The sequence below is a fragment of the Parafannyhessea umbonata genome, from assembly GCF_900111255.1.
GTDB classification, from domain to species: Bacteria; Actinomycetota; Coriobacteriia; order Coriobacteriales; family Atopobiaceae; genus Olsenella_J; species Olsenella_J umbonata_A.
On record NZ_FOGP01000005.1, the window covers coordinates 12,758 to 33,191 of the forward strand.

A 20,434-nucleotide genomic window follows, 5' to 3' on the forward strand; every position below is an offset into this window, starting at 1 on the left:
GAAGGCGCCCCATCGCTTTTTGTGGTGAGGCGCCTTCCTACTGTCCTATTTTGTGACTAAAAATGGCGCCCCCACTGGGGGCGCCATGTCATAAGCCTTGTGCGGTCTCCTTCTGGCGGGAGCCATGCGGCTTACGCAGGCTGTTCAGCCACGGCCTTCTTCCCCTGCTGTTTTGCCTGGTTCTGCTTGTAGACGTAAGAGGTGATGAGCGGCGTGAGTATCGCGGTCACGATTGCGCATGCCGCGACCTGCGCGGTTGCCGTCGCAAGCACGGCACCCCCAAACTGCTCGGCGTTGACCGTCGCCATGGCTGCGGGAGTCGCGACGTTGGCGCCTGCGCAGCTGGAGATAGCTGCACCCGCGACGCCGGAGCCGCCCGTCAGCCTGTCTGCGGTCACGTTGATGACGGCTCCACCGACAGAGCAGATGATTCCAAGCAGGATTCCGGGGAGGCCTGCCTCGACGATCTGGCCCAGGGTCATGGTCGAACCCATGGCGAAGAAGACGATCATGATGATGCCGGGGAGGCCGGCCGAGAGCGTTTTCTTGAGGCTCGGGAAGAGGTTGCCCAGCACGATGCCGACGAGGATCGGGAGTACGGCCCCGAGGAGGCTCCAGCCGAGAGGGGCTTGGCCTGCTGCGCCGAGTGCGATCATCGTGACGGGGGGTCCTACGACCAGGGTCGTGATTGCGACCGCGCCACGCTCGATCTCGGTGCCGTATGTTCCAGTGAGACCCGCATAGAGCGAGTTGTTGGCGCCGGAGCAGGCCGCGAGGATGACCATGGCGCTCAGGCCGAAGAGATTGTTGCCCAGACCGAACTGGACGACCATTGCGAGGGCGACGCAGAACGCGACCTTCGTGATGATTATGACGGCTCCCCTAAAGGCTGCCTGGGGAGCAGACTTGAACGAAATCGTGGTTCCCACGATCAGGAGGAACGCGCCTACGAGCGCGCCAGAGCCCTGCGTGGTCATCGCGGTGGTAAAGCTGCCGATGCCGAAGACCTGAGGGAAGAACGTGTTGATGACGCATGCGCTCAGAAGCGGGATGAGGATGTTCGCACCGGGAAACTTCCCGAGCTTTTTGAAGAAGCCCTCTTTTTGGGGCTGTTCGTCGTTAGCCATCTTTTGCTCCTTCTCTCTCTTGTATCAACTTGTGTCCCCTTATGGTTGGGACACATAAAAATGGGGCCTGAGGCTCTTGTCCCCAGGCCCCGTATTGGCTGGTTCAGAACAACTAGCCGTCCATGACGATTCCGCCGTCGCAGTCGCCTATTTCGCCGTTGACGAAGCTTGCGAGGTCGGATGCGAAGAACAGAACCATCTGTGCGGGCTCGGAGGGCTTTGCCGCGCGGCCAAGAGGAATCATGCCGATGACCTTTGCGTACTTGTCAGGGTCATTCTGGAGTGCGGTGGTCATGCCCGTGATGGTGAAGGAGGGGCAGACGGCATTGCATGAGATGCCGTACTTGCCGCCCTCTTTTGCGATTGCCTTAGTGAGGCCGTTGACGCCAGCCTTGGAGGAGGCGTAAGCAGCGGTTCCGAGGAGGCCGCCGCCGAGCTTGCCGGCAACCGAGGAGACGTTGACGATACGTCCGCCGCCGTTCTTCTTGAAATAGGGGAAGATGGCGCTGCACATGGTAAACGTGCCCGTCAGGTTGATGTTGATCGTGCGAGCCCACTCGGCGTCGTCAATCTCCTCGAACGGCTTGGCAGAGATGATGCCAGCGACGTTTACGAGTACGTTGACCTCGGGAACCTCAGCCATGATCTTGTCAACGGTCGCGCGAACCTCGGCGGGATCAGAGACGTTGAGCTTGTAGAAGTGGTTGCCTTCGCCAAGGGACTTCACGAACTCGTTGCCGCGCTCCTCGTTGATGTCGGTGACGACGACATGTCCGCCTCCATCAACGATGCCCTTGACAATCTCGCTACCAATGCCGCCGACGCCGCCGGTGACTATGGCAGTTTTGCCTGAAAAATCAAACGCCATTGTCTTCCCTTCTAAATCGCTTGCGAACTATGGTTCTGTTTACACGGGCCCCTAAAGACCGGGGGGAAAGATATCACTGGTGGGAACGAATGAAATGAGTGGGGCTCTCCCGATTGCGCATAGGATTCCTTTTGATTGCCTTCAAATATTTATTTCGCGCGCGAAATTATTCTCTGCGTCTCTGCCGCCTTTCGCGAGGCCGGCCGTCCGTATGCAATAGTGGACCTCGGCGATTCGGCGTTGTGGTTTGACTTTCCGGTATATAACACCATAAAACCTACATCTACCTAAAATTGATTAGAAATACTTGAACCAAAAGATGAAACGGCTTAATCAAATGTGTAGAAAAACGTAGAACAAAGCACGTAGACCCAACCGTTTGCCCGTCTCGTTCTCTGGTGGCAGTGCCTTTGGAGTCGTCTTGAGCTAGGCCTGAAAACTTTCTTTCCCACGTGTGTCAAAACGTGTTATCATTTCTTGAGCTTAATCGTGATTGTTCGAGGAAGTGGGGCGTTAGGTCGCCCCGCTTCCTTTCTGTATGTAGGGACTCCGGTCCCAGAGAGGGGGGAGCGTGGCGTCCAGCGAACTTGAGCTCAAGATTGTCGACGCCCTCGAGGCCGTTGCAGGTGAGCACGGCATCGACGTTGTGGACGTGGAGGTCGTCGGGTCCAGCAAGGTTCCCATCGTCCGTGTTAGGCTTGACTATGCGGATGAGGAGAGCGGACCCATTTCACTTGACGAGGTGTCTGCGCAAAGCCCCTGGGTCAACGAGGTGATTGACGCTGTAGACCCCTTCCCGGGCTCCTATACGCTCGAGATCTCTTCTCCCGGGCTTTCGCGTCCCCTGCGCAAATCGCGCGACTACGAGCGCTTCGCAGGCGAGACCGTCTCGCTTAACACGTTTGCCAAGGAGGGCAGGAAGCACTTTACCGGCAAGCTCCTTGGTCTCGAGGACGGCAAGGTGAAGCTCGACTGTGACGATGGCAGCTTTGCTTTTGACCTCGACGAGATTAAGAACTGCAAGATCAAGCCCACATTCTAGAAGCGGCTCAATAACTATTCGCAAGAATCGATATATGGAAGGAACAACAATGGCATCTGAAATGATGGAAGCCCTGATGATGCTCTGCCAGGAGAAGCACATCGACGAGCTGTACCTGATCGACCAGCTCGAGCAGTCTCTCGCCAAGAGCTACGCCGAGGTCATGCACCTCCAGGATGGCGCTCGCGTCACCATCGACCGCGCCACCGGCAAGGTCTACGTGTACAAGCTCGTTCCCAAGGAGGAGTCCTGGGATGACGAGGTTGGCCTCTACACCGAGTTCGACGAGGAGGACGTTACCCCCAAGGATACGAGCCGCACCGCAGCCCAGCACGCCAAGTCCGTCATCAACGAGATCGTCCGCAACTCTGCCCGCCAGCAGATTTACGAGGAGTTCAGCCAGCGCATCGGTGACATCATCACTGGTACCGTGCTCCAGACCACGCCCGACTTCGCCTTTATTAAGATTCGCGAGAACGTCGAGGCCGAGCTGCCCTATTTCGACCAGCGTCGCTATCCCGACGAGCGCAACGAGCGCCCAGCGGGCGAGCGTTATGCCCACAACCAGAGAATCCGTGCGATCATCGTCGACGTTCGCGACCCCAACAGCAACCAGCCTCCCATCCGTGGCGAGCGTCAGCGTCCGTCCATCGTCGTTTCTCGTACCCATCCCGATCTGATCCGTCGCCTCTTCGAGCTTGAGGTTCCCGAGGTCTATGACGGCGTAGTCGAGATTCGCTCTGTCGCGCGAGAGGCTGGCGTCCGCTCCAAGGTCGCCGTTTCCTCCCTCGACGACCGCCTTGACCCCGTCGGAGCCTGCGTCGGCCCCAAGGGCAGCCGTGTGCGCACTGTCGTCTCCGAGCTCCGTGGTGAGCGCGTCGACGTCGTCCTATGGAGCGACGATCCCGCCAAGTGCGTTGCGAACGCTCTTTCCCCGGCGCGTGTCTCCCGCGTCCTCGTTGACCGCGAGAACAACTACGCGACGGTAATCGTCCCCGACGACCAGCTTTCGCTCGCCATCGGTAAGGAGGGTCAGAATGCCCGTCTCGCGGCCCGTCTCACCGGTATGCACATCGACATCAAGAATGAGTCTCTTGCGGCTGACATCATGCGTGAGATGCCCAAGGAGGTCGAGGCTCCCGCAGAGGAGGGCGAGCACCGCTGCGAGTATGTCGGCCCGACCGGCATCCAATGTCGTAACATGGCTCGCCCCGGCTCCAGGTACTGCGGCATCCATGAGAAGCTTGCAGAGCTTGGCGACGACGTTATCACCGACGATCCCGACTCCCTGATCTAGCGCGAAACGTTAGGTCCCGATTCGTTTCGCCCTACGGAAAGGAAGGTTGGTCACATGGCAAAGACCCGCGTACATGACCTTGCCAAGGAATATGGCATGACAAGCAAGGAGATGCTTGGGCATCTCGCAGACATGAAGATTCCCGCGAAGTCGCCGTCCTCCACCCTTGAGGATGCCTACGTCTCCATCGTCCGCAAGAAACTCAAGCCAATCCTGGAGGAGCGTGCCGCGGTCATCGAGGCCGAGAAGAAGGCCGAGGCCGAGAAGAAGGCCGAGGAGGAGCGCATCGCTGCCGAAAAGGCGGAGAAGGAGCGCATCGAGGCCGAGAAGCGCCGCGAGAAGGAACGTGCCGAGGAGGAGAGGCGTCGTGCCGCCGAGGAGGCCGCTCGCAAGGAGGCCGAGGAGAAGCGCGCCGCCGAGGAGGCCGCTCGCAAGGAGGAAGAGGAGCGCAACCGCGTGCGCGACAACGCTCCGAAGAGCACTCCGTCCTTCTCGAGCCTGCTTGACCAGATCGCCCAGCAGGAGAAGGTCCTCCAGCAGCAGGCGGAGGAGAACGCCCAGAAGAAAGAAGCTTCGAGGGGCCGTGGCGACTCCGATGGCCGTAGGGGCAGGAAGAACTCCTCCTCCAGGAACAACTCCGCCGACACCGAGTCCGAGAGTCGCGGTCGCGGTAAGGGCCGCAAGGGCGGTCGCCGCGGAGGTCAGGAGGAGGACCGCTACTCCCGCATGGCCAGGGAGGCCGAGGAGTACAGCAGGTCTAAGGTGCTCGAGGAGGCCCGCGAGGCCGTCGAGGAGGCGACCCGCGAGTCGACCGGCAGGCGCAAGGAACGCAAGAAGCGCCGCAAGCAGCAGCAGGCCGAGGCGGCCAAGGAGGCCCGCATCGAGGAGGCCCTCGCCAACGACCAGGACATCTCGCAGCTTGACACGGTTAAGGTTCCCCAGGGTTCCACCGTCGCCGACCTGGCCGACCTTCTGGGTATCAACCCGAACGACATCATCAAGCGCCTGTTCCTCCTGGGAACCCCGCTCACGATGACCGAGTCCATGTCCGACGAGCTCATCGAGCTCGTCGCCGACGACCTCGGCCGTGACGTTAAGGTCATGACCAAGGAGGAGGAGAACTCCTTCACGTTCTACGACGACCCGAAGGACCTTAAGCCGCGTCCGCCCGTGGTTACCGTCATGGGCCACGTTGACCACGGCAAAACCAGCCTTCTGGACGCCATCCGTCACACCGGTGTTGCCGAGGGCGAGGCAGGCGGCATCACCCAGGCCATCGGCGCGTCTCAGGTCAAGATCAATGACCGCATCATCACGTTCATTGATACGCCTGGCCACGAGACCTTTACCGCCATGCGTGCCCGTGGCGCCAAGGTTACCGATATCGTCATCCTGATCGTCGCCGCAGATGACGGCGTCATGCCTCAGACCATCGAGTCCATCAACCACGCGAAGGCCGCCGAGGTGCCCATCATCGTCGCCGTAAACAAGATCGACAAGCCCGGTGCCGATCCGACCCGCGTGCGTCAGGAGCTCACCGAATACGGCATCATTCCTGAGGAGTGGGGCGGACAGAACATGTTCGTCGACATCTCGGCAAAGAAGCACATGGGCATCGACACCCTTCTTGAGAGCGTCCTGCTTGAGGCCGACGTTCTTGAGCTCAAGGCCAATCCCGACACATTCGCTTCCGGCAACGTCCTCGAGGCGAAGCTCGACCGCGGCCGCGGCTCGGTCGCGACGCTGCTGGTCAACCGTGGCACCCTTCACGTTGGCGACGCCATCGTTGCGGGTCTCTCCTTCGGCAAGATCCGCGCCATGATCGACCCCCGCGGCAACAACGTCACCGAGGCGGGTCCCTCGTACCCCGTCGAGGTCCTCGGCCTTCAGAGCGTCCCCATGGCCGGTGATGAGTTCCGCGTCTTCCAGGACGAGCGCGACGCCCGTAGCCTCGCGGACGAGCGTGCGCTCAAGGCTCGCATCGAGGAGCAGAACAAGGTCAAGCACGTCACCCTCGAGAATCTGTTCACCACAATGGAAGATGCCGAGGTCAAGGAGCTCAACCTCATCATCAAGGCGGACGTCCAGGGTTCCATTGAGGCCCTTCAGGACTCGCTCGACAAGATGGATCAATCCGAGGTTCGCATCAACACGATTCACTCTGCCGTCGGCGCCATCACCGAGACCGACGTCATTCTTGCAGACGCCTCCAACGCCATCATCATCGGCTTCGGCGTTCGTCCCGAGTCGAAGGCCAAGGCCGCCGCAGAGCACGCCGGCGTCGAGATCAGGACCTACAGTGTCATCTACAAGTGCATCGAGGATATCGATGCCGCTCGCATCGGCATGCTCAAGCCGACCGAGCAGGAGGTCCAGACCGCCTCGATCGAGGTTCGCAACACCTTCAAGGTTCCCAAGGTCGGCATCGCCGCTGGCTGCATGGTCGAGGACGGCGAGGTCTCTCGCGACGACCTCTGCAGGCTCGTGCGCGACGGCATCGTCGTCTACGAGGGACGGCTTGCGTCGCTGCGCCGCTACAAGGACGACGTCAAGTCCGTCAAGGCGGGCTTCGAGTGCGGCGTGGGACTCGAGAACTTCCAGGACATCCATGTTGGCGACGTCATCGAGACGTATCGCATCGAGCAGGTCGCCCGAACGGAGTAGTCGCTTATGAAGCAGAATCGCAATTCTCGCCGCATCAACAAGATCGCGCGTGAAAAGCTGGCAAGCATCCTTCTGTTCGAGGTTTCCGACCCCGACCTGGCGCTCGTGACCCTTACGAGCGTCGAGGTCTCGGTCGACAAGTCCGTGCTCAAGGCCTATGTCAGCTGCGACAGGGACCGCTATGAGGATGTCTCTGCAGCCCTTCAGAGGGCCAAGGGGCGCATCCGCGGCTTGCTGGGCCATGCGCTCGACTGGCGCGTCACCCCTGAGCTCATCTTCGAGATCGACACGACCGCCGACGAGGCGGAGCGCATCGCCATCGCCCTTGAGAACGTGCCTCCGACGCTCTCTGTCGAGAAGGACGATGCGGGCTATCCTGTTGCATCCGACGAAGACGAAGAGGAACCAAAGGAGTAGCTCGAATGGGATTGTGTTTTAGCCCTGAGCAGGCGGAGTCCTTCTCTGAGATTGAGGGGCTCATCGAGTCAAGTCAGACAATCGCCATCTGTGCTCACACTAGTCCGGATGGCGATGCCCTGGGGTCGACTCTCGGACTCAGGCAAGTCATCCTCTCCAAATGGCCCGACAAGTGCGTCGTCGGCCTGCTGGCGGACGACGACCAGGTCCCTCGCATCTACTCCTACCTTCCGGGCGCGGGCCAGCTCGTTCATGCCTCCGACTTCGACGAGAGCGTTGACCTCTTCGTGAGCGTCGACGTCTCCGTCGCTAGTCGCCTCAACGAGGGCGAGAAGGTCATGCGCCGCGCTCGTAGGACCGCCATCATCGACCACCATCCCTGCGACGATCCTGAGGCGGACGCGTACTTCATCAGGCCTGACGCGGCGGCGGTCGGCGTGCTCGTCTGCGAGTTCGCCCTTCAGCTTGGTGTTGAGGTGACGGCCGATATTGCGCGCTGCCTCTACTGCGCCGTCGCGACTGACACTGGCAGGTTTCAGTACCAGAATGCCGACCCGGAGTCGTTTCAGGTCGCATCCCTCCTGGTCGACGCTGGCGCTTCGCCCTCCGAGCTGTCGCTCAACGTCTATCAGAACTTCAGCCTCTCCTATCTTCACCTGGAGTCCCTCGTGATGGGCAGGATCACGACGTTTGCTGACGGCAAAATCTCTTACAGCTACGCGACCTCAGCCGACCTCGAGCGTACGGGCGCGAGTCTCGACGAGTGCGATGGCCTCGTCGATGTCGTCAGGAGCGTCGCCAGCTCCGAGGTCGCCCTGTTTCTTAAGGAGGTTCCCGGCAACAAGGTCCGAGGCAACCTCCGCTCAAAGACGGATAAGGACGTGTCGCAGGTCGCCCGTTCCCTTGGCGGCGGAGGGCACAAGGCTGCCGCAGGCTTTACGGTGGAAGGCGATATCGACCAAGCCCTGGCGTCGGCGTTGCCCCAGCTTGTCGCGCTCTTCTCGGATGCGCGTAAGCAGGAGGGAAACGATAGCGAGTGAAGCGTGGTCTCAGCGGAATAAACTGCCTCCTGGCGGTCGACAAGCCATTGGGCATGTCGAGTCATGACGTTGTCAACAAGGTTCGGCGCGCGCTTGGCGAGCGTAGGGTCGGCCATGCCGGCACGCTTGACCCGGCCGCCTCGGGCGTCCTCGTCGTCGGCGTCGGACAGGGAACCAGGCTGATGGGTAATCTCACCCTGGACACTAAGTCTTACCTCGCCCAGGTCGAGTTCGGGTTCGAGACGTCGACCGACGATGCCGAGGGTGAGCCCGTCGCCCGTGCCGAGGTTTCCGACGAGCTGCACGATCTCGGGTACGCTCGTCGCGTCGTCTCCGGCCTGGTGGGGGAGCACGATCAGATCCCTCCTGCGTACTCGGCCATCTCCGTCGACGGGAAGCGCGCCTACGCCCGGGCGCGGTCCGGCGAGGAGGTCGTCCTGCCCAGCCGCCATGTGAGCGTGCTCGAGGCGGACTGCCTTTCCTGCGGCGGTGACCCGCTCGTGTGGACCTGCGCCTTCACCGTCTCGAAGGGGACCTACATTCGCAGCATCGCTCGCGACCTCGGCCGCCAGCTTGGAACTGCGGCGCACCTCCGCGGCCTGCGCAGGACCGCCTCGGGGTCTATCGACATCGGCTGCTGTCTCACGCTCGAGCAGGTTGCCGAGCTTGGTCCCGGGCGTATCGTCACGCGTGCGCTCGATCCGCTTGCTTGCCTTGGCATCGTCTCCCAGGAGCTTGGCAAGAGGACTCTCGCGGACGCCATGTGCGGCAAGTCCATTCCTAACCGCTCCGGCGCCGCCGAGGGCGAGCGCGTCGGCCTCGTGTCCGACGGCAAGCTGATGGGCATCTGGCATGTCGTTGGCTCGTCGCTGCGCTGCGACGCAAACTTTCCATCGGGCGTCTCGGGGGTGGTCCTGTGACGCCGCTCTCGTACCCGTTGTCCTCGGCGACGTCCAGGGAGCTCATCTGCGAGTCGGTCTTCTCCGATGTCCAGCGCGGGTACGGTCGAGTCGAGCTTCCCTTTGGCATGGCGTACGTCGCCGATGGTGCCAGTCTTGCGGACAAGCCCCCTGTGGCATGCTGCATAGGTGCGTTCGACGGACTGCACCTGGGGCATCGCGACCTTGTCGGCTCATGCATGTCCGATGCACGCTCCCTTGGCGTCCTGAGTGCCGCGGTGACCTTCGATCCCGACCCGAGCGAGGTGCTGTCGTGCCCCTCCGCGAGGCTTCTGGGCTGTGCTGACCGGCTTCGCGGCCTCATGTCGCTTGGCCTCGACCTCATCCTGGTCGTGCGATTCGACGAGTGCCTGGCTGCCACCGATTATCGCGCCTTCCTCGAGGACCGCCTCGGTGGGGTCGTGCGGCTCTGCAGCGTGCACGTGGGCTCGAACTTCAGGTTCGGAGCTGGTGGCGCGGGAGACGTTGCGGCAATCTCCTCCTGGGGAGAAGCGCATGGCGTTCGCTGCTGCGGCCACGACCTCGTCTGCAGCGAGGGGCTGCCCGTGAGCGCCACGCGCATACGCTCGCTCGTGGCGTCTGGCGACATCGACTCCGCCCGCGAGCTTCTCGGACGCTGCCACTTCGTGTCCGGCGTTGTCGAGCATGGCCGCGGCCAGGGCAGGGCATTCGGCTTTCCTACTGCCAATCTGCGCTTTTCTCCGCTGTCTTGCGTTCCGGGCGCTGGCGTGTACGCCGGGTTCTTCCTCTTCGGGGGAAGGGCGTGGCCAGCTGCCGTCAACGTCGGTGTCCCGCCCTCGTTCGGAGGTCCTGACCCGTTCTTCCTCGAGGCACACCTCGTGGGGTTTGAGGGTGATATCTATGGGCGCTCTGCGAGCGTCGTCTTCGTCCGCTGGCTTCGGCCCTCCCGCGTCTTCGCGTCCACCGAAGAGTTGGAGACCGTCGTTCGCGGCAACATCGATTGGGTACAAGAGAACCTAGGCGTCGGCCTGGGCGACTCTGGTCTGGAGGTGAGCGCGTGATAACCGATGAAGACAAGGAGCGCGTTCGACAGGCCTCCGACATCCTGCAGATTGTCGGCGAGACCGTCGAGCTGCGCCAGCGCGGGAATGACTTCTGGGGCTGCTGTCCCTTCCACCACGAGAAGAGCCCGTCGTTCCACGTCATTCCCGCCACAGGCCTCTGGCACTGCTTCGGCTGCGGGGAGGGCGGAGACATCTTCGCGTACATCATGAAACGCGAGAGCCTGGACTTTCCCGACTCCATCCGCTACCTCGCCGACAAGGCGGGCATCGAGCTGCAGGAGGAGCGAGGCGGCCGACGCGGTCCCAAGCGCAACCGCCTGATCGAGTGCATGGGCGAGGCCGAGGCCTTCTACTCGCTCCAGCTGCTCAGGGGCAGGGGAGAAGGGCCCGACTCCGGACGCAGCTACCTTGGCGGCAGGGGATTCGGCTCCGACGTCTGCAGGCGCTGGGGGCTCGGCTACGCTCCTGGCCATGGCGCGCTCGTTCGGCACCTTCGCGAGAAGGGCTTCAGCGAGCAGGAGATGATTGCCTGCAACGCCGCGCTCGACGGAAGGGGCGGAGGAGCGCGCGACCGCTTCTTCGACCGCGTGATCTTCCCCATTCACGACGAGCTGGGGCGCACCATAGCCATGGGCGGAAGGGTCCTGACCAAGGGAAAGCCTGCCGTCGGCGGAAAATACGTCAACACGAGCGAGACCGCGATCTTCTCGAAGAAGAAGCACCTCTTCGCCTTCGATCGTGCCAAGGACACCATGGCGGCCACCGGTACCGCCATCGTCTGCGAGGGCTACACCGACGTCATCTCGATGCACGAGGCCGGCTTCACCAACACCGTCGCGACGATGGGGACGGCCCTGACTATGGACCACGTGAAGCTCCTTGAGCGCTTTGCCAAGCAGCGGATCATCTGCATGTTCGATGGCGACGCGGCAGGCCAGAAGGCCGCCGAGCGCGCTGTCCAGTACATCGGCAGTACCAGCGTCGAGCTGCTGTGCGTCGTGCTTCCGGACAATCAGGACCCGATGGAGTTCCTCTCGGCCCACCAGCCGTCCGAGCTCCAGGAGATCCTGGATCGGGCACGCCCTTTGATGGACTTCGTGTTCGAGAAGCGACTCGATGGCTACGACCTCTCGGTTCCCGGTCGCAGGGTGGCGGCGATGAACGACATGGCCGCCCTTCTGGCGCCGCTCAAGGGATCGATCCTCATCGACGGCTATGCCTCCCAGCTCGCCGACCTCCTTGGTGTAGAAGTGCAGCGCGTCAAGCAGATCGTGAGCGAGACGCCCGTGAAGTCTCCGGAGCAGAGGGGGACCGCACGCGCGGAGCGTCGTCCCGAGTATGATGCGAGAAGCTACGACGAGGTGCCCGCCTACGACGGACCTTATGGCGATCCGGTTCCCGCCCGCCCCTCGGGCTTCGGATCGATGCGGGGCCTGACCACGGACGAGAAGATGATCAAGGCGTCTGAGCGGGAGCTCCTCTCGCTCATCGCGACCCACCCCGACGTTCTGAGGCCCCAGTCGGAGCGCATCGCATCGTTCACCTGGACCGATCCGCGATATGAGAGCATGGCCTGGGCCATGCTCGCGACGCCTGCGGGATCATCTCCCCAGGACGTGGTGGCCGCGGCCTCCGAGGTCGTCCCCGAGGCACCCCGCGTGCTCTCCTCTGGACGGCTCGAGTCGACCTCCGCAATGTCAACCGAGGACCGAGCTTCATTCCTCCTTGACATGATCGACCTCTGGTCGAGCAGGCGTGAGATTCGCAGAATCAAGGGAAAGCTCAAGTCCGCTTCCTGCAGCGTGAATGATGCCGAGTCGGTAGAGCTGTTCAAGAAGGCGACCGAGCTACAAAAGCACGTAAATGAGTTGTCAAATAAGGTTTCAAGTGTTGTATGAGCGCATTTTTTGGGTAACATCTCAAAGGCATATGCGTCGAAAGGATTTCTGTGGCCACGAAGAAAGCTACCTCCGAGAGTACTGCTAACTTGTCCGACGAGCTTCTTGGTGTTGTTGACCAGCTGGTAAAGGGTGCCTCTGACTCAAGCATTACCGAGGATGACATTCAGGCTGCCATCGGTGACGTCGATGTCGACGACGACGAGCTCTCCGACATGTATGACCTCATTCGCTCGAAGGGCGTTTCCATCGAGAGCGACGGTGATGCCTCGACTTCCATGGTTTCTGACGACGAGGATGACAATCTCGACGAGGATGACATGGACGACGACAGTCTCGACGACGATGACGAGATGTCCGAGGCGAAAAAGGAGGCCAGGGTCGCAAACGAGGTCCTGCGCTCCGTGCCGAAGCAGAAGTCTCGCAAGCGCTCCTCGCGCGCCCGCGCCCGTCGGGTCGACGGCTCCACGGTCATGCTCACGGGCGACCCCGTCAGGATGTACCTCAAGGAGATCGGCAAGGTCGACCTCCTGACGGCCGCCGAGGAGGTCAACCTCGCCATGAAGATCGAGGCTGGCACGGAGGCGTCCGAGAAGCTCGAGGCCGCCGAGCGCGGTGACATTGAGCTCACCCGTTCTGAGAAGCGCCGTCTCATGCGCATCGAACAGGTCGGTCTCGATGCAAAGCAGGCGCTCATCAGTGCCAACCTCCGCCTCACGGTCTCAATCGCCAAGCGCTACGTCGGCCGTGGCATGCTCTTTCTCGACCTTATTCAGGAAGGCAACCTTGGCCTCATCCGCGCGGTCGAGAAGTTCGACTACACCAAGGGCTTCAAGTTCTCCACCTACGCAACGTGGTGGATTCGCCAGGCCATTACGCGCGCGATCGCCGACCAGGCCCGCACCATTCGCATTCCCGTCCACATGGTTGAGACGATCAACAAGCTCGTCCGCGTGCAACGCCAGCTCCTGCAGGACCTAGGCCGCGACCCGACTCCCGAGGAGATCGGTGCCGAGATGGGCATCTCTGCCGACAAGGTGCGCGAGATTCAGAAGATCAGCCAGGAGCCCGTCTCCCTCGAGACGCCTATCGGCGAGGAGGAGGACTCCCAGCTCGGCGACTTCATCGAGGATTCTTCCGCTGTCGCCCCTCCCGAGGCTGCTAGCGACTCAATGCTGCGCGAGCAGCTTGAGCAGGTTCTCGATGGCCTTGCCGACCGCGAGCGCAAGGTCATTAAGTTCCGCTTCGGCCTCGAGGACGGTCACCCACGCACCCTCGAGGAGGTCGGGCGTGAGTTTGGCGTCACGCGCGAGCGCATCCGCCAGATTGAGTCAAAGACTCTTGCCAAGCTTCGTCACCCGTCTCGCTCCGGCCGCCTCAAGGACTATATGGAGGAGTAGCCCCACGCAAGTGGCTTAAGATGCGGATTTGCGTGCCTTTTGATAACTGCCAAGAAATTTGATTTTCTGCTTGCATCGTGAGGGCGTATCCGTATACTTATTTCTTGCGTCGCGAGAGCGATTATTCCCCGATGGCGCAGTGGTAGCGCAGCTGACTGTTAATCAGCGTGTCGCAGGTTCGAATCCTGCTCGGGGAGCCAGAATCTTCGCAGCTGGAGCTAATGCTTCGGCTGCTTATATTCCCCGATGGCGCAGTGGTAGCGCAGCTGACTGTTAATCAGCGTGTCGCAGGTTCGAATCCTGCTCGGGGAGCCATGATTTTTCAGCCCGGGATCTTCTGCTCCCGGGCTTTTTGTTTGCTCGCATTCTGGTCTTGAGCTGCGCTTTGACTTGCCTGCTCTGACGTTTGTATGGCATCCACGGCCGCAATAGGCTCCTATGCTAATATTTTCCCGCTTATGTCCCTATCAAATGGGGCGATGTCGGATATAACCGTATGGAGGCAAATTGCAATCAGCCACCACCAAAGCGGGGGTTTCGGCAAAGGACGCCTGGTACCCCGCCTCTAAGCGAGACATCTTCATTCTGAAGGAGCTCGTCTCCAAGGACTTCAAGCTCAAGTACCGTCGCAGTGCCCTGGGTGTCGTGTGGAGCGTTCTCAACCCGCTGCTCATGATGCTTGTTATGGCGGCGGTCTTCGGCAGCTTCATGCGCTACAACGACCCCACCTTGGGTAACTACGCCGTCTACCTCATTCTTGGCAACACCGCGTTCCAGCTCATGAACGACGCGACGAGCCAGGGTATGGGCTCCATCATTGGTGCCTCGTCCCTTCTCAAGAAGGTCAAGATCAACCGATACGTCTTTCCGGTAGAAAAGGCGCTTTTTGCGGGCGTCAACTATCTTTTCTCGCTCATCGCAATTGCCATCGTCATGCTCGTCGAGCAGGTGCCCCTTGGAGTCACGGCGCTTCTCCTGCCTTTTGGCATCCTCATGTTGCTCTTCTTTAGCATCGGCTTGTCGCTCCTGCTCTCGGCGCTCTCGGTGTTCTTCCGCGACGTCATGCACCTCTGGAGCGTCGTGCTGACTGCGTGGACCTACGCCACCCCGCTCTTCTATCCCTTCGCTATCCTTCCCGGTTGGATGCAGGCGCTCGAGCGCTTCAATCCCATGTACGTGTACGTCACCTACGTTAGGGATGTCGTTCTGTACCAGACCGTCCCCTCGGTTGGCATGCACGTCGCATGCGTCGCCTTTGCCGCGGTCTCGCTCTTGCTGGGCATGGTGGTCTTCAAGAAGAACCAGCACAAGTTCATCCTCTTTATCTAGGAGCAGGTTTTGCCTAACACTTCAGCAGAGATGCCTGAATGGCTTCCCGTCGCGACGCTTACGCAGAGCGACCTCACGTTCGGCGAGCACACATTCCTCGATGCCTCCGTCATCGGCAATGCTCCTCGTCACGTTCTCTATTCCTATTACTGGAACATCGAGGGTGGCGGACTTGGCGACAAGACCGGCACTCCCGGCGATCAGACGAGGTTCGGCTTCATCCCTCCGTGTCCCGGCCGCTTCCTCCTCACCGTCGAGGCCCATGGCTCCGACGGCGTGGTGAGAAACGCGAGTGCCTGGGTCACCGTTAGGTCCTCGTCGGAGGCGACCCTCAAGCGTCCGGACGTATCCCAGAGCGATGCCGAGGACGTCATCTCCGTCGACGACGTCTCGATGATCTTCAACGTCGCCTCCGAGCAGTTCGGCTCGCTCAAGGAGTACTTCATCGCCCTCATGCGCCACGAACTCAAGTTCAAGGAGTTCCGCGCGCTCAACCACATCAGCTTCAACGTGAAGCGCGGCGAGGCGTTCGGACTCGTGGGCACCAATGGCTCGGGCAAGTCGACCATGCTCAAGATCATCGCCGGCGTCCTCGAGGCCTCCGAGGGCAACTGCAGTGTGCATGGGTCCATCGCACCGCTCATCGAGCTTGGCGCAGGCTTCGACATGGAACTCACCGCCAAGGAGAACATCTATCTCAACGGCGCCCTGCTGGGCTACCGCAAGGAGTTCATCGACGAGCACTTCAATGACATCGTCGAGTTCGCCGAGCTCCAGAACTTTATGGACATGCCCCTCAAGAACTACTCCTCGGGCATGGTCGCGCGCATCGCCTTCGCCATCGCCACGATCACTGAACCCGACATCCTCATCGTCGACGAGACGCTCTCCGTCGGCGACTACCTGTTCCAGCAGAAGTGCGAGAAGCGCATCCAGGAACTCGTTGCGTCGGGCAACGTCACGGTGCTTCTCGTCAGCCACTCCATCGACCTGGTCGAGCGCATCTGCAACAGGGTCTGCTGGATCGAGAAGGGGCAGATGAGGATGCTGGGCACGACCGACGAGGTCTGCGCGGCGTACAAGAGCATCGGAGCATAAATGAACTCGCAGGTAGACGTTACCGTCGTCCTTCCCATCTATAACACCGACAAATACCTTGACCAGGCGCTCTCGTCTGTCGAGAAGAACGATCGCATCAATCTCGAAATTCTTGCCATCAACGACGGCTCCACTGACCTCTCGCTCCAGATCATGAGGGAGCACGAGGCAAGGGACTCGCGCGTGCGCGTGATCGACAAGGCCAACCAGGGTTACGGCGCCTCCGTCAACAGGGGCTTCCGCGAGGCTCGCGGTACCTACGTGGCCATCCTCGAGCCCGATGACTATGTCGAGCCCCACATGTACGACGACCTGTTCGAGTTTGCGATGAGCTTCGGTATGGTCACGCCTCCCGACGTGGTCAAGTCCCCGTACTGGCGCATCTACATGCCTGGCACGCCCGAAGAGACGAGGCTCAACTGCGCCTACTACGATCGCATCAAGCCCAAGCGGCAGCCCTTCACCATCTTCGACTGCCCGCGCGTCGTCCAGCACCACCCCTCCATCTGGTCCGCTCTTTATCGCAAGGGCTTCCTGGAGGAGAAGGGCATCACCTTCAAGGAGGTGCCCGGTGCGGGATGGGTGGACAATCCGTTCCTGTTCGAGACCATGTGCCGGGCCGAATCCATAGTCTTCAAGAACACTCCGTACTACTGCTACCGAGAGGACCTGCCCGGCTCGTCGTCTGCCACGCGCGTGCTCTCGCTCTCGTTCGAGCGTTGGAATGACATGGCCGACGTCGTAGAGCGCCTGGGCATCACCGACGGGGGAGTCCTCAAGGCACTCGCAACCATCGGCTTCCGCTATGCCGGAGAAGCAATAGGCAGGGGAGCGCTCGACGACCCCGCCCTCAAGGACCAGATGGCCAAGCTCTTCTCGCGAATTGACGAAGAGACGATTCTGGGCCTGCAGAACGTCTCGCCCCAGCTGAGGAAGCTCGCCTTTGAGCTCTCGAATCGTCCCGTCCCCTCGATTTCGAAGCTCGGCTACCTCCTTGGACTCGTTTCCGAGTTCGCCTACGCCACGCGCTGCAACGGCCTTGGCTTTGCTATTTCGCAGATTTCGCGCTATCGCGACCGTAGGAAGCGTCAGGACAAGTGCTCCGAGGGGCATTCCGCCGAGGTCTAGCGAGGGCGATTGGCTTGCCGCGGGCTTGCTCGTGCGGTGGGGGAAGCCCCGCATTCGCTTACGTTTTTTATCGACCCGTCTATGGCGGGTCGATTTTTTTGCTATTGGCAAGATTCTCGCTTGTATCCGTTGTTTCTCGCGATATATTGAATAAGACCTTTAAGCGCGGTACGAGATGCCGGCAAGGACGCTTTGATTATTGTAGGATCTCCGTTTAGGTGGTCTGACATAGCTTTCTTCCGACGCTTGTGCCGCATGTGCGGACAGGCGTTTTTTATTGGAAGGAGTGCCATGGCAGAGAACAGCCCCAAGGCCGTCATCATGGATGGGCAGGCAATGGCTAGGGCAGTGACTCGCATTGCCCACGAGATCATCGAGCGCAACGAGGGTGCCCAGGACCTCGCCCTCGTTGGCATCATCAGGCGCGGCGAGACGCTTGCTAACAGACTCGCCGATGCAATCGAGGGGATCGAGGGGACGCGTCCCGTGATCGGCTCGCTCGACATCAGCTTCTATCGCGACGACTTCATGCGCAACGTAGCGCCCGTGCTGCACGGCACGAACATTCCCTTTGACATCGACAATCGCACGATCGTCCTGGTGGACGACGTGCTCTACACCGGCAGGACGGTCCGCTCCGCGCTCAATGCGCTGATGGACTACGGCCGTCCCCAGTCCGTGCAGCTCGCCGTCATGGTTGACCGCGGCCACCGCGAGCTTCCCATCCGTGCGGACTTCGTTGGCAAGAACGTGCCTTCTTCCCACGAGGAGGACGTGCGCGTGTGCATTACTCCGCTCGACGAGCGTGACTCCGTCGAGATCTGGAGTCTCGATACCGAAAAGAATGCCGGAGGTGCAAACTAGATGCTCTCAGTCAAACATCTCATCGACACGTACAGCCTTACAGCCGATGACATCACCCAGATTCTCGACACGGCCGCCGCGTTCGAGTCCGTCAACAACGCGCGCGTCATCAAGAAGGTTCCCGCGCTGCGCGGCCGCACGATCGTGAATCTCTTCCTTGAGCCCTCCACGCGCACCAAGAGCTCCTTCGAGCTCGCCGAGAAGCGCCTCTCTGCCGACTCCATCTCCATGGGCGGCAGCACCTCTTCCGTCGTCAAGGGTGAGAGCCTCGCGGACACGATCCAGACCATCGACGCAATGAACGTTGACATGTTCATCTGCCGCGCCCGTCTCGCCGGCACGCCCCAGAAGATCACCGAGAACACCGACGCCATCGTCATCAACGCAGGTGACGGCAAGCACCAGCACCCCACGCAGGCCATGCTTGACCTCTACACCATTCGCAAGCACTTCGGCCACCTCGCGGGCCTCAAGGTCGCCATCGTCGGCGACCTTGCCCACAGCCGCGTCTGCGGATCGCTCGCCCCTGCGCTCAAGACCATGGGCGCGGAGGTTGTACTCGTCGGCCCTCCCACCTTCCAGGTGGACGACCCCGAGTGGTTCGGCTGCCCCCAGACCTGGAGCCTCGATGAGGTAATAGACGACGTTGACGTCGTCTACATGCTTCGCGTTCAGCTCGAGCGCATGGAGGGCGCGACCATTCCTTCTCGCCGCGAGTACAACCGCCTCTACGGCCTCGACATGAACCGCGTGCACCGCATGAAGGAGAACGCGATCATCTGCCACCCTGGCCCCATGAACCGTGGCATGGAGATCAACGCTGACGTGGCCGACTGTGGCCGCTCTAGGATTCTGAACCAGGTCAACGCTGGTGTTCTTACCCGCATGGCCGAGATGTACCTGCTGCTGGGAGGAGAGAACAATGGCATTTCTGCTTAAGGGAGCCCACGCCGTCGACCCTCAGGTCGGCCTCGACAAGGTAGTCGACGTCCTGATTGACGGCGAGGATATTGTTGAGGTCGCGGAGTCCATCGACGCGCCCGAGGCCGAGGTGGTCGACGCCCGCGGCAAGTACCTGGTTCCGGGCCTCGTCGACATGCACGTCCACTTCCGCGATCCCGGCTTCGAGTACAAGGAGGACATCGCCTCCGGCTGCCGCGCCGCGACCCATGGCGGCTTCACCGACGTCGCGACAATGCCCAACACCGACCCCGTCACCGACACGGGTACCGGCGTACGCTACCAGATCGACCGTGGTCGTGCGGCCGACCTCTGCCACGTCCGTCCAATCGGCGCGCTTACCCGTGGCGAGAAGGGCGAGGCCCTTGCGGAGATCGGTGACATGGTCCTCGAGGGTGCCTGCGCCTTCTCTGACGACGGCCACGGCGTCCAGAGCGCCGGCATGATGCGCACCGCAATGGGCTACGTCTCCCAGTTTGACCGCGTCGCCATCGCGCACTGTGAGGTCGAGTCGCTCACCACGCACGGCGTCATCAACGAGGGTCGCGCCTCGACGCGCCTTGGCATGTTCGGCTGGCCGGCGCTTGGCGAGGAGCTCGAGATCTATCGCGACATCGAGCTCTGCCGCCTCACTGGCTGCCCTCTCCACATCGCCCACATTTCGACCAAGAAGGGACTGGACCTTGTCAAGGCTGCAAAGGCCGAGGGTCTTCCGGTCACCTGCGAGGTCACGCCGCACCACATCTTCCTCAACGAGGATGACGTGACCGCCGAGTACAACACCAACCTCAAGATGAATCCTCCTCTGAGGCTCAAGAGCGATATGGAAGCCCTGCGCGAGGGCATCGTCGACGGCTCCATCGATTGCATCGTCACCGATCACGCTCCTCACGCCAAGCACGAGAAGGACTGCGAGTGGGAGATCGCCTTCTTTGGCACCATCGGCCTCGAGACCTCGCTGCCCCTCATGCTCAACAACATGGTTCGCTCCGGCGAGATGAGCTGGGCTAGGCTCGTCGAGGTCATGGCCATCAACCCCCGCTCCGTCCTGAGGTTGAAGCCGGTCAAGATCGAGAAGGGCTCCAAGGCAGACCTCACGCTCATCGATCCCGAGAAGGAGATCACCGTCAGCGAGGACTATTTCGAGAGCAAGTCCAAGAACTCCGCGTTCCTGGGCATGAACCTCGTCGGTGTCGCCACCGACGTCTTTGTCGACGGCAAGAGGACCCTCGTGGACGGTCAGGTGGCCTAGTCCGCTCGCATCACATCTCGTGGCGCGATACCCTAATGGGGTCTCGCGCCACGTCTGTATAAGGAG

General features: G+C 61.3%; 17 protein-coding genes and 2 tRNA genes. 17 read left to right on the forward strand and 2 right to left on the reverse strand.

Translation table 11 applies throughout. The features are described 5' to 3' along the window. Positions 1-131: 131 nt before the first annotated feature. Positions 132-1,127, reverse strand: coding sequence for a 2-keto-3-deoxygluconate permease (locus BMY31_RS06905; protein ID WP_078687590.1), 996 nt, complete (start codon positions 1,125-1,127; stop codon positions 132-134). Positions 1,128-1,239: 112 nt separating this feature from the next. Beyond that, entirely contained in the window at positions 1,240-1,995 is a 756-nt protein-coding gene (locus BMY31_RS06910) for an SDR family NAD(P)-dependent oxidoreductase (RefSeq protein ID WP_078687591.1), read from the reverse strand. 571 nt (positions 1,996-2,566) lie between these two features. On the opposite strand from BMY31_RS06910, the gene rimP reads away from it, so the two are divergent. The 17 genes from rimP (at position 2,567) to BMY31_RS06995 (ending at position 20,368) form a co-directional block, all read left to right on the forward strand. Further along, the gene (gene rimP, locus BMY31_RS06915; protein ID WP_091009332.1) at positions 2,567-3,037 is read left to right on the forward strand and encodes a ribosome maturation factor RimP; all 471 of its coding nucleotides are present in this window, start codon (positions 2,567-2,569) and stop codon (positions 3,035-3,037) included. A gap of 49 nt (positions 3,038-3,086) precedes the next feature. Beyond that, positions 3,087-4,334 carry a transcription termination factor NusA gene (nusA, locus tag BMY31_RS06920; RefSeq protein ID WP_078687593.1) on the forward strand — a complete coding sequence of 416 codons (1,248 nt, stop codon included), beginning with the start codon at positions 3,087-3,089 and terminating at the stop codon, positions 4,332-4,334. A 54-nt stretch (positions 4,335-4,388) separates the two neighbouring features. Next, entirely contained in the window at positions 4,389-6,998 is a 2,610-nt protein-coding gene (gene infB / locus BMY31_RS06925) for a translation initiation factor IF-2 (RefSeq protein ID WP_091009335.1), read from the forward strand. Positions 6,999-7,004: 6 nt separating this feature from the next. Continuing rightward, a complete protein-coding gene (gene rbfA / locus BMY31_RS06930) occupies positions 7,005-7,415 on the forward strand; it encodes a 30S ribosome-binding factor RbfA (protein ID WP_078687595.1) in 411 nt (136 codons plus the stop codon). 5 nt (positions 7,416-7,420) lie between these two features. Then, entirely contained in the window at positions 7,421-8,455 is a 1,035-nt protein-coding gene (locus tag BMY31_RS06935; RefSeq protein ID WP_078687596.1) for a DHH family phosphoesterase, read from the forward strand. Next, complete coding sequence (gene truB, locus BMY31_RS06940; protein WP_078687597.1) at positions 8,452-9,375, forward strand: tRNA pseudouridine(55) synthase TruB; 924 nt, start codon at positions 8,452-8,454, stop codon at positions 9,373-9,375. The genes BMY31_RS06935 and truB overlap by 4 nt, the downstream gene beginning before the upstream one ends. After that, a complete protein-coding gene (locus BMY31_RS06945; protein ID WP_091009337.1) occupies positions 9,372-10,436 on the forward strand; it encodes a riboflavin kinase in 1,065 nt (354 codons plus the stop codon). The genes truB and BMY31_RS06945 overlap by 4 nt, the downstream gene beginning before the upstream one ends. After that, positions 10,433-12,337 carry a DNA primase gene (gene dnaG / locus BMY31_RS06950; RefSeq protein WP_180371374.1) on the forward strand — a complete coding sequence of 635 codons (1,905 nt, stop codon included), beginning with the start codon at positions 10,433-10,435 and terminating at the stop codon, positions 12,335-12,337. The genes BMY31_RS06945 and dnaG overlap by 4 nt, the downstream gene beginning before the upstream one ends. A gap of 50 nt (positions 12,338-12,387) precedes the next feature. Further along, positions 12,388-13,737, forward strand: a complete 1,350-nt coding sequence (gene rpoD, locus BMY31_RS06955) for an RNA polymerase sigma factor RpoD (protein WP_078687600.1) — start codon at positions 12,388-12,390, stop codon at positions 13,735-13,737. Between the two features lie 125 nt (positions 13,738-13,862). After that, positions 13,863-13,937: transfer RNA gene (locus BMY31_RS06960), tRNA-Asn, on the forward strand. A gap of 40 nt (positions 13,938-13,977) precedes the next feature. Then, positions 13,978-14,052 (forward strand) — tRNA-Asn (locus BMY31_RS06965). Between the two features lie 192 nt (positions 14,053-14,244). Then, a complete protein-coding gene (locus BMY31_RS06970; protein WP_091009339.1) occupies positions 14,245-15,066 on the forward strand; it encodes an ABC transporter permease in 822 nt (273 codons plus the stop codon). Between the two features lie 9 nt (positions 15,067-15,075). After that, positions 15,076-16,164 carry an ABC transporter ATP-binding protein gene (locus tag BMY31_RS08950; protein WP_234970760.1) on the forward strand — a complete coding sequence of 363 codons (1,089 nt, stop codon included), beginning with the start codon at positions 15,076-15,078 and terminating at the stop codon, positions 16,162-16,164. Beyond that, positions 16,165-17,292, forward strand: coding sequence for a glycosyltransferase family 2 protein (locus tag BMY31_RS06980; protein WP_078687603.1), 1,128 nt, complete (start codon positions 16,165-16,167; stop codon positions 17,290-17,292). A gap of 291 nt (positions 17,293-17,583) precedes the next feature. Further along, complete coding sequence (pyrR, locus tag BMY31_RS06985; RefSeq protein WP_078687604.1) at positions 17,584-18,156, forward strand: bifunctional pyr operon transcriptional regulator/uracil phosphoribosyltransferase PyrR; 573 nt, start codon at positions 17,584-17,586, stop codon at positions 18,154-18,156. Then, a complete protein-coding gene (locus tag BMY31_RS06990; protein ID WP_078687605.1) occupies positions 18,157-19,095 on the forward strand; it encodes an aspartate carbamoyltransferase catalytic subunit in 939 nt (312 codons plus the stop codon). Then, the gene (locus tag BMY31_RS06995) at positions 19,079-20,368 is read left to right on the forward strand and encodes a dihydroorotase (protein WP_078687606.1); all 1,290 of its coding nucleotides are present in this window, start codon (positions 19,079-19,081) and stop codon (positions 20,366-20,368) included. The genes BMY31_RS06990 and BMY31_RS06995 overlap by 17 nt, the downstream gene beginning before the upstream one ends. The last annotated feature ends 66 nt before the right edge of the window (positions 20,369-20,434 follow it).

Excerpts from the sequence above, each read along its gene's own strand:
- BMY31_RS06905 (WP_078687590.1), bottom strand. The coding sequence starts at position 1,127 with ATGGCTAACGACGAACAGCCCCAAAAAGAGGGCTTCTTCAAAAAGCTC.
- BMY31_RS06910 (WP_078687591.1), bottom strand. The coding sequence starts at position 1,995 with ATGGCGTTTGATTTTTCAGGCAAAACTGCCATAGTCACCGGCGGCGTC.
- nusA (WP_078687593.1), top strand. The coding sequence starts at position 3,087 with ATGGCATCTGAAATGATGGAAGCCCTGATGATGCTCTGCCAGGAGAAG.
- infB (WP_091009335.1), top strand. The coding sequence starts at position 4,389 with ATGGCAAAGACCCGCGTACATGACCTTGCCAAGGAATATGGCATGACA.
- rbfA (WP_078687595.1), top strand. The coding sequence starts at position 7,005 with ATGAAGCAGAATCGCAATTCTCGCCGCATCAACAAGATCGCGCGTGAA.
- BMY31_RS06935 (WP_078687596.1), top strand. The coding sequence starts at position 7,421 with ATGGGATTGTGTTTTAGCCCTGAGCAGGCGGAGTCCTTCTCTGAGATT.
- BMY31_RS06980 (WP_078687603.1), top strand. The coding sequence starts at position 16,165 with ATGAACTCGCAGGTAGACGTTACCGTCGTCCTTCCCATCTATAACACC.
- pyrR (WP_078687604.1), top strand. The coding sequence starts at position 17,584 with ATGGCAGAGAACAGCCCCAAGGCCGTCATCATGGATGGGCAGGCAATG.
- BMY31_RS06990 (WP_078687605.1), top strand. The coding sequence starts at position 18,157 with ATGCTCTCAGTCAAACATCTCATCGACACGTACAGCCTTACAGCCGAT.
- BMY31_RS06995 (WP_078687606.1), top strand. The coding sequence starts at position 19,079 with ATGGCATTTCTGCTTAAGGGAGCCCACGCCGTCGACCCTCAGGTCGGC.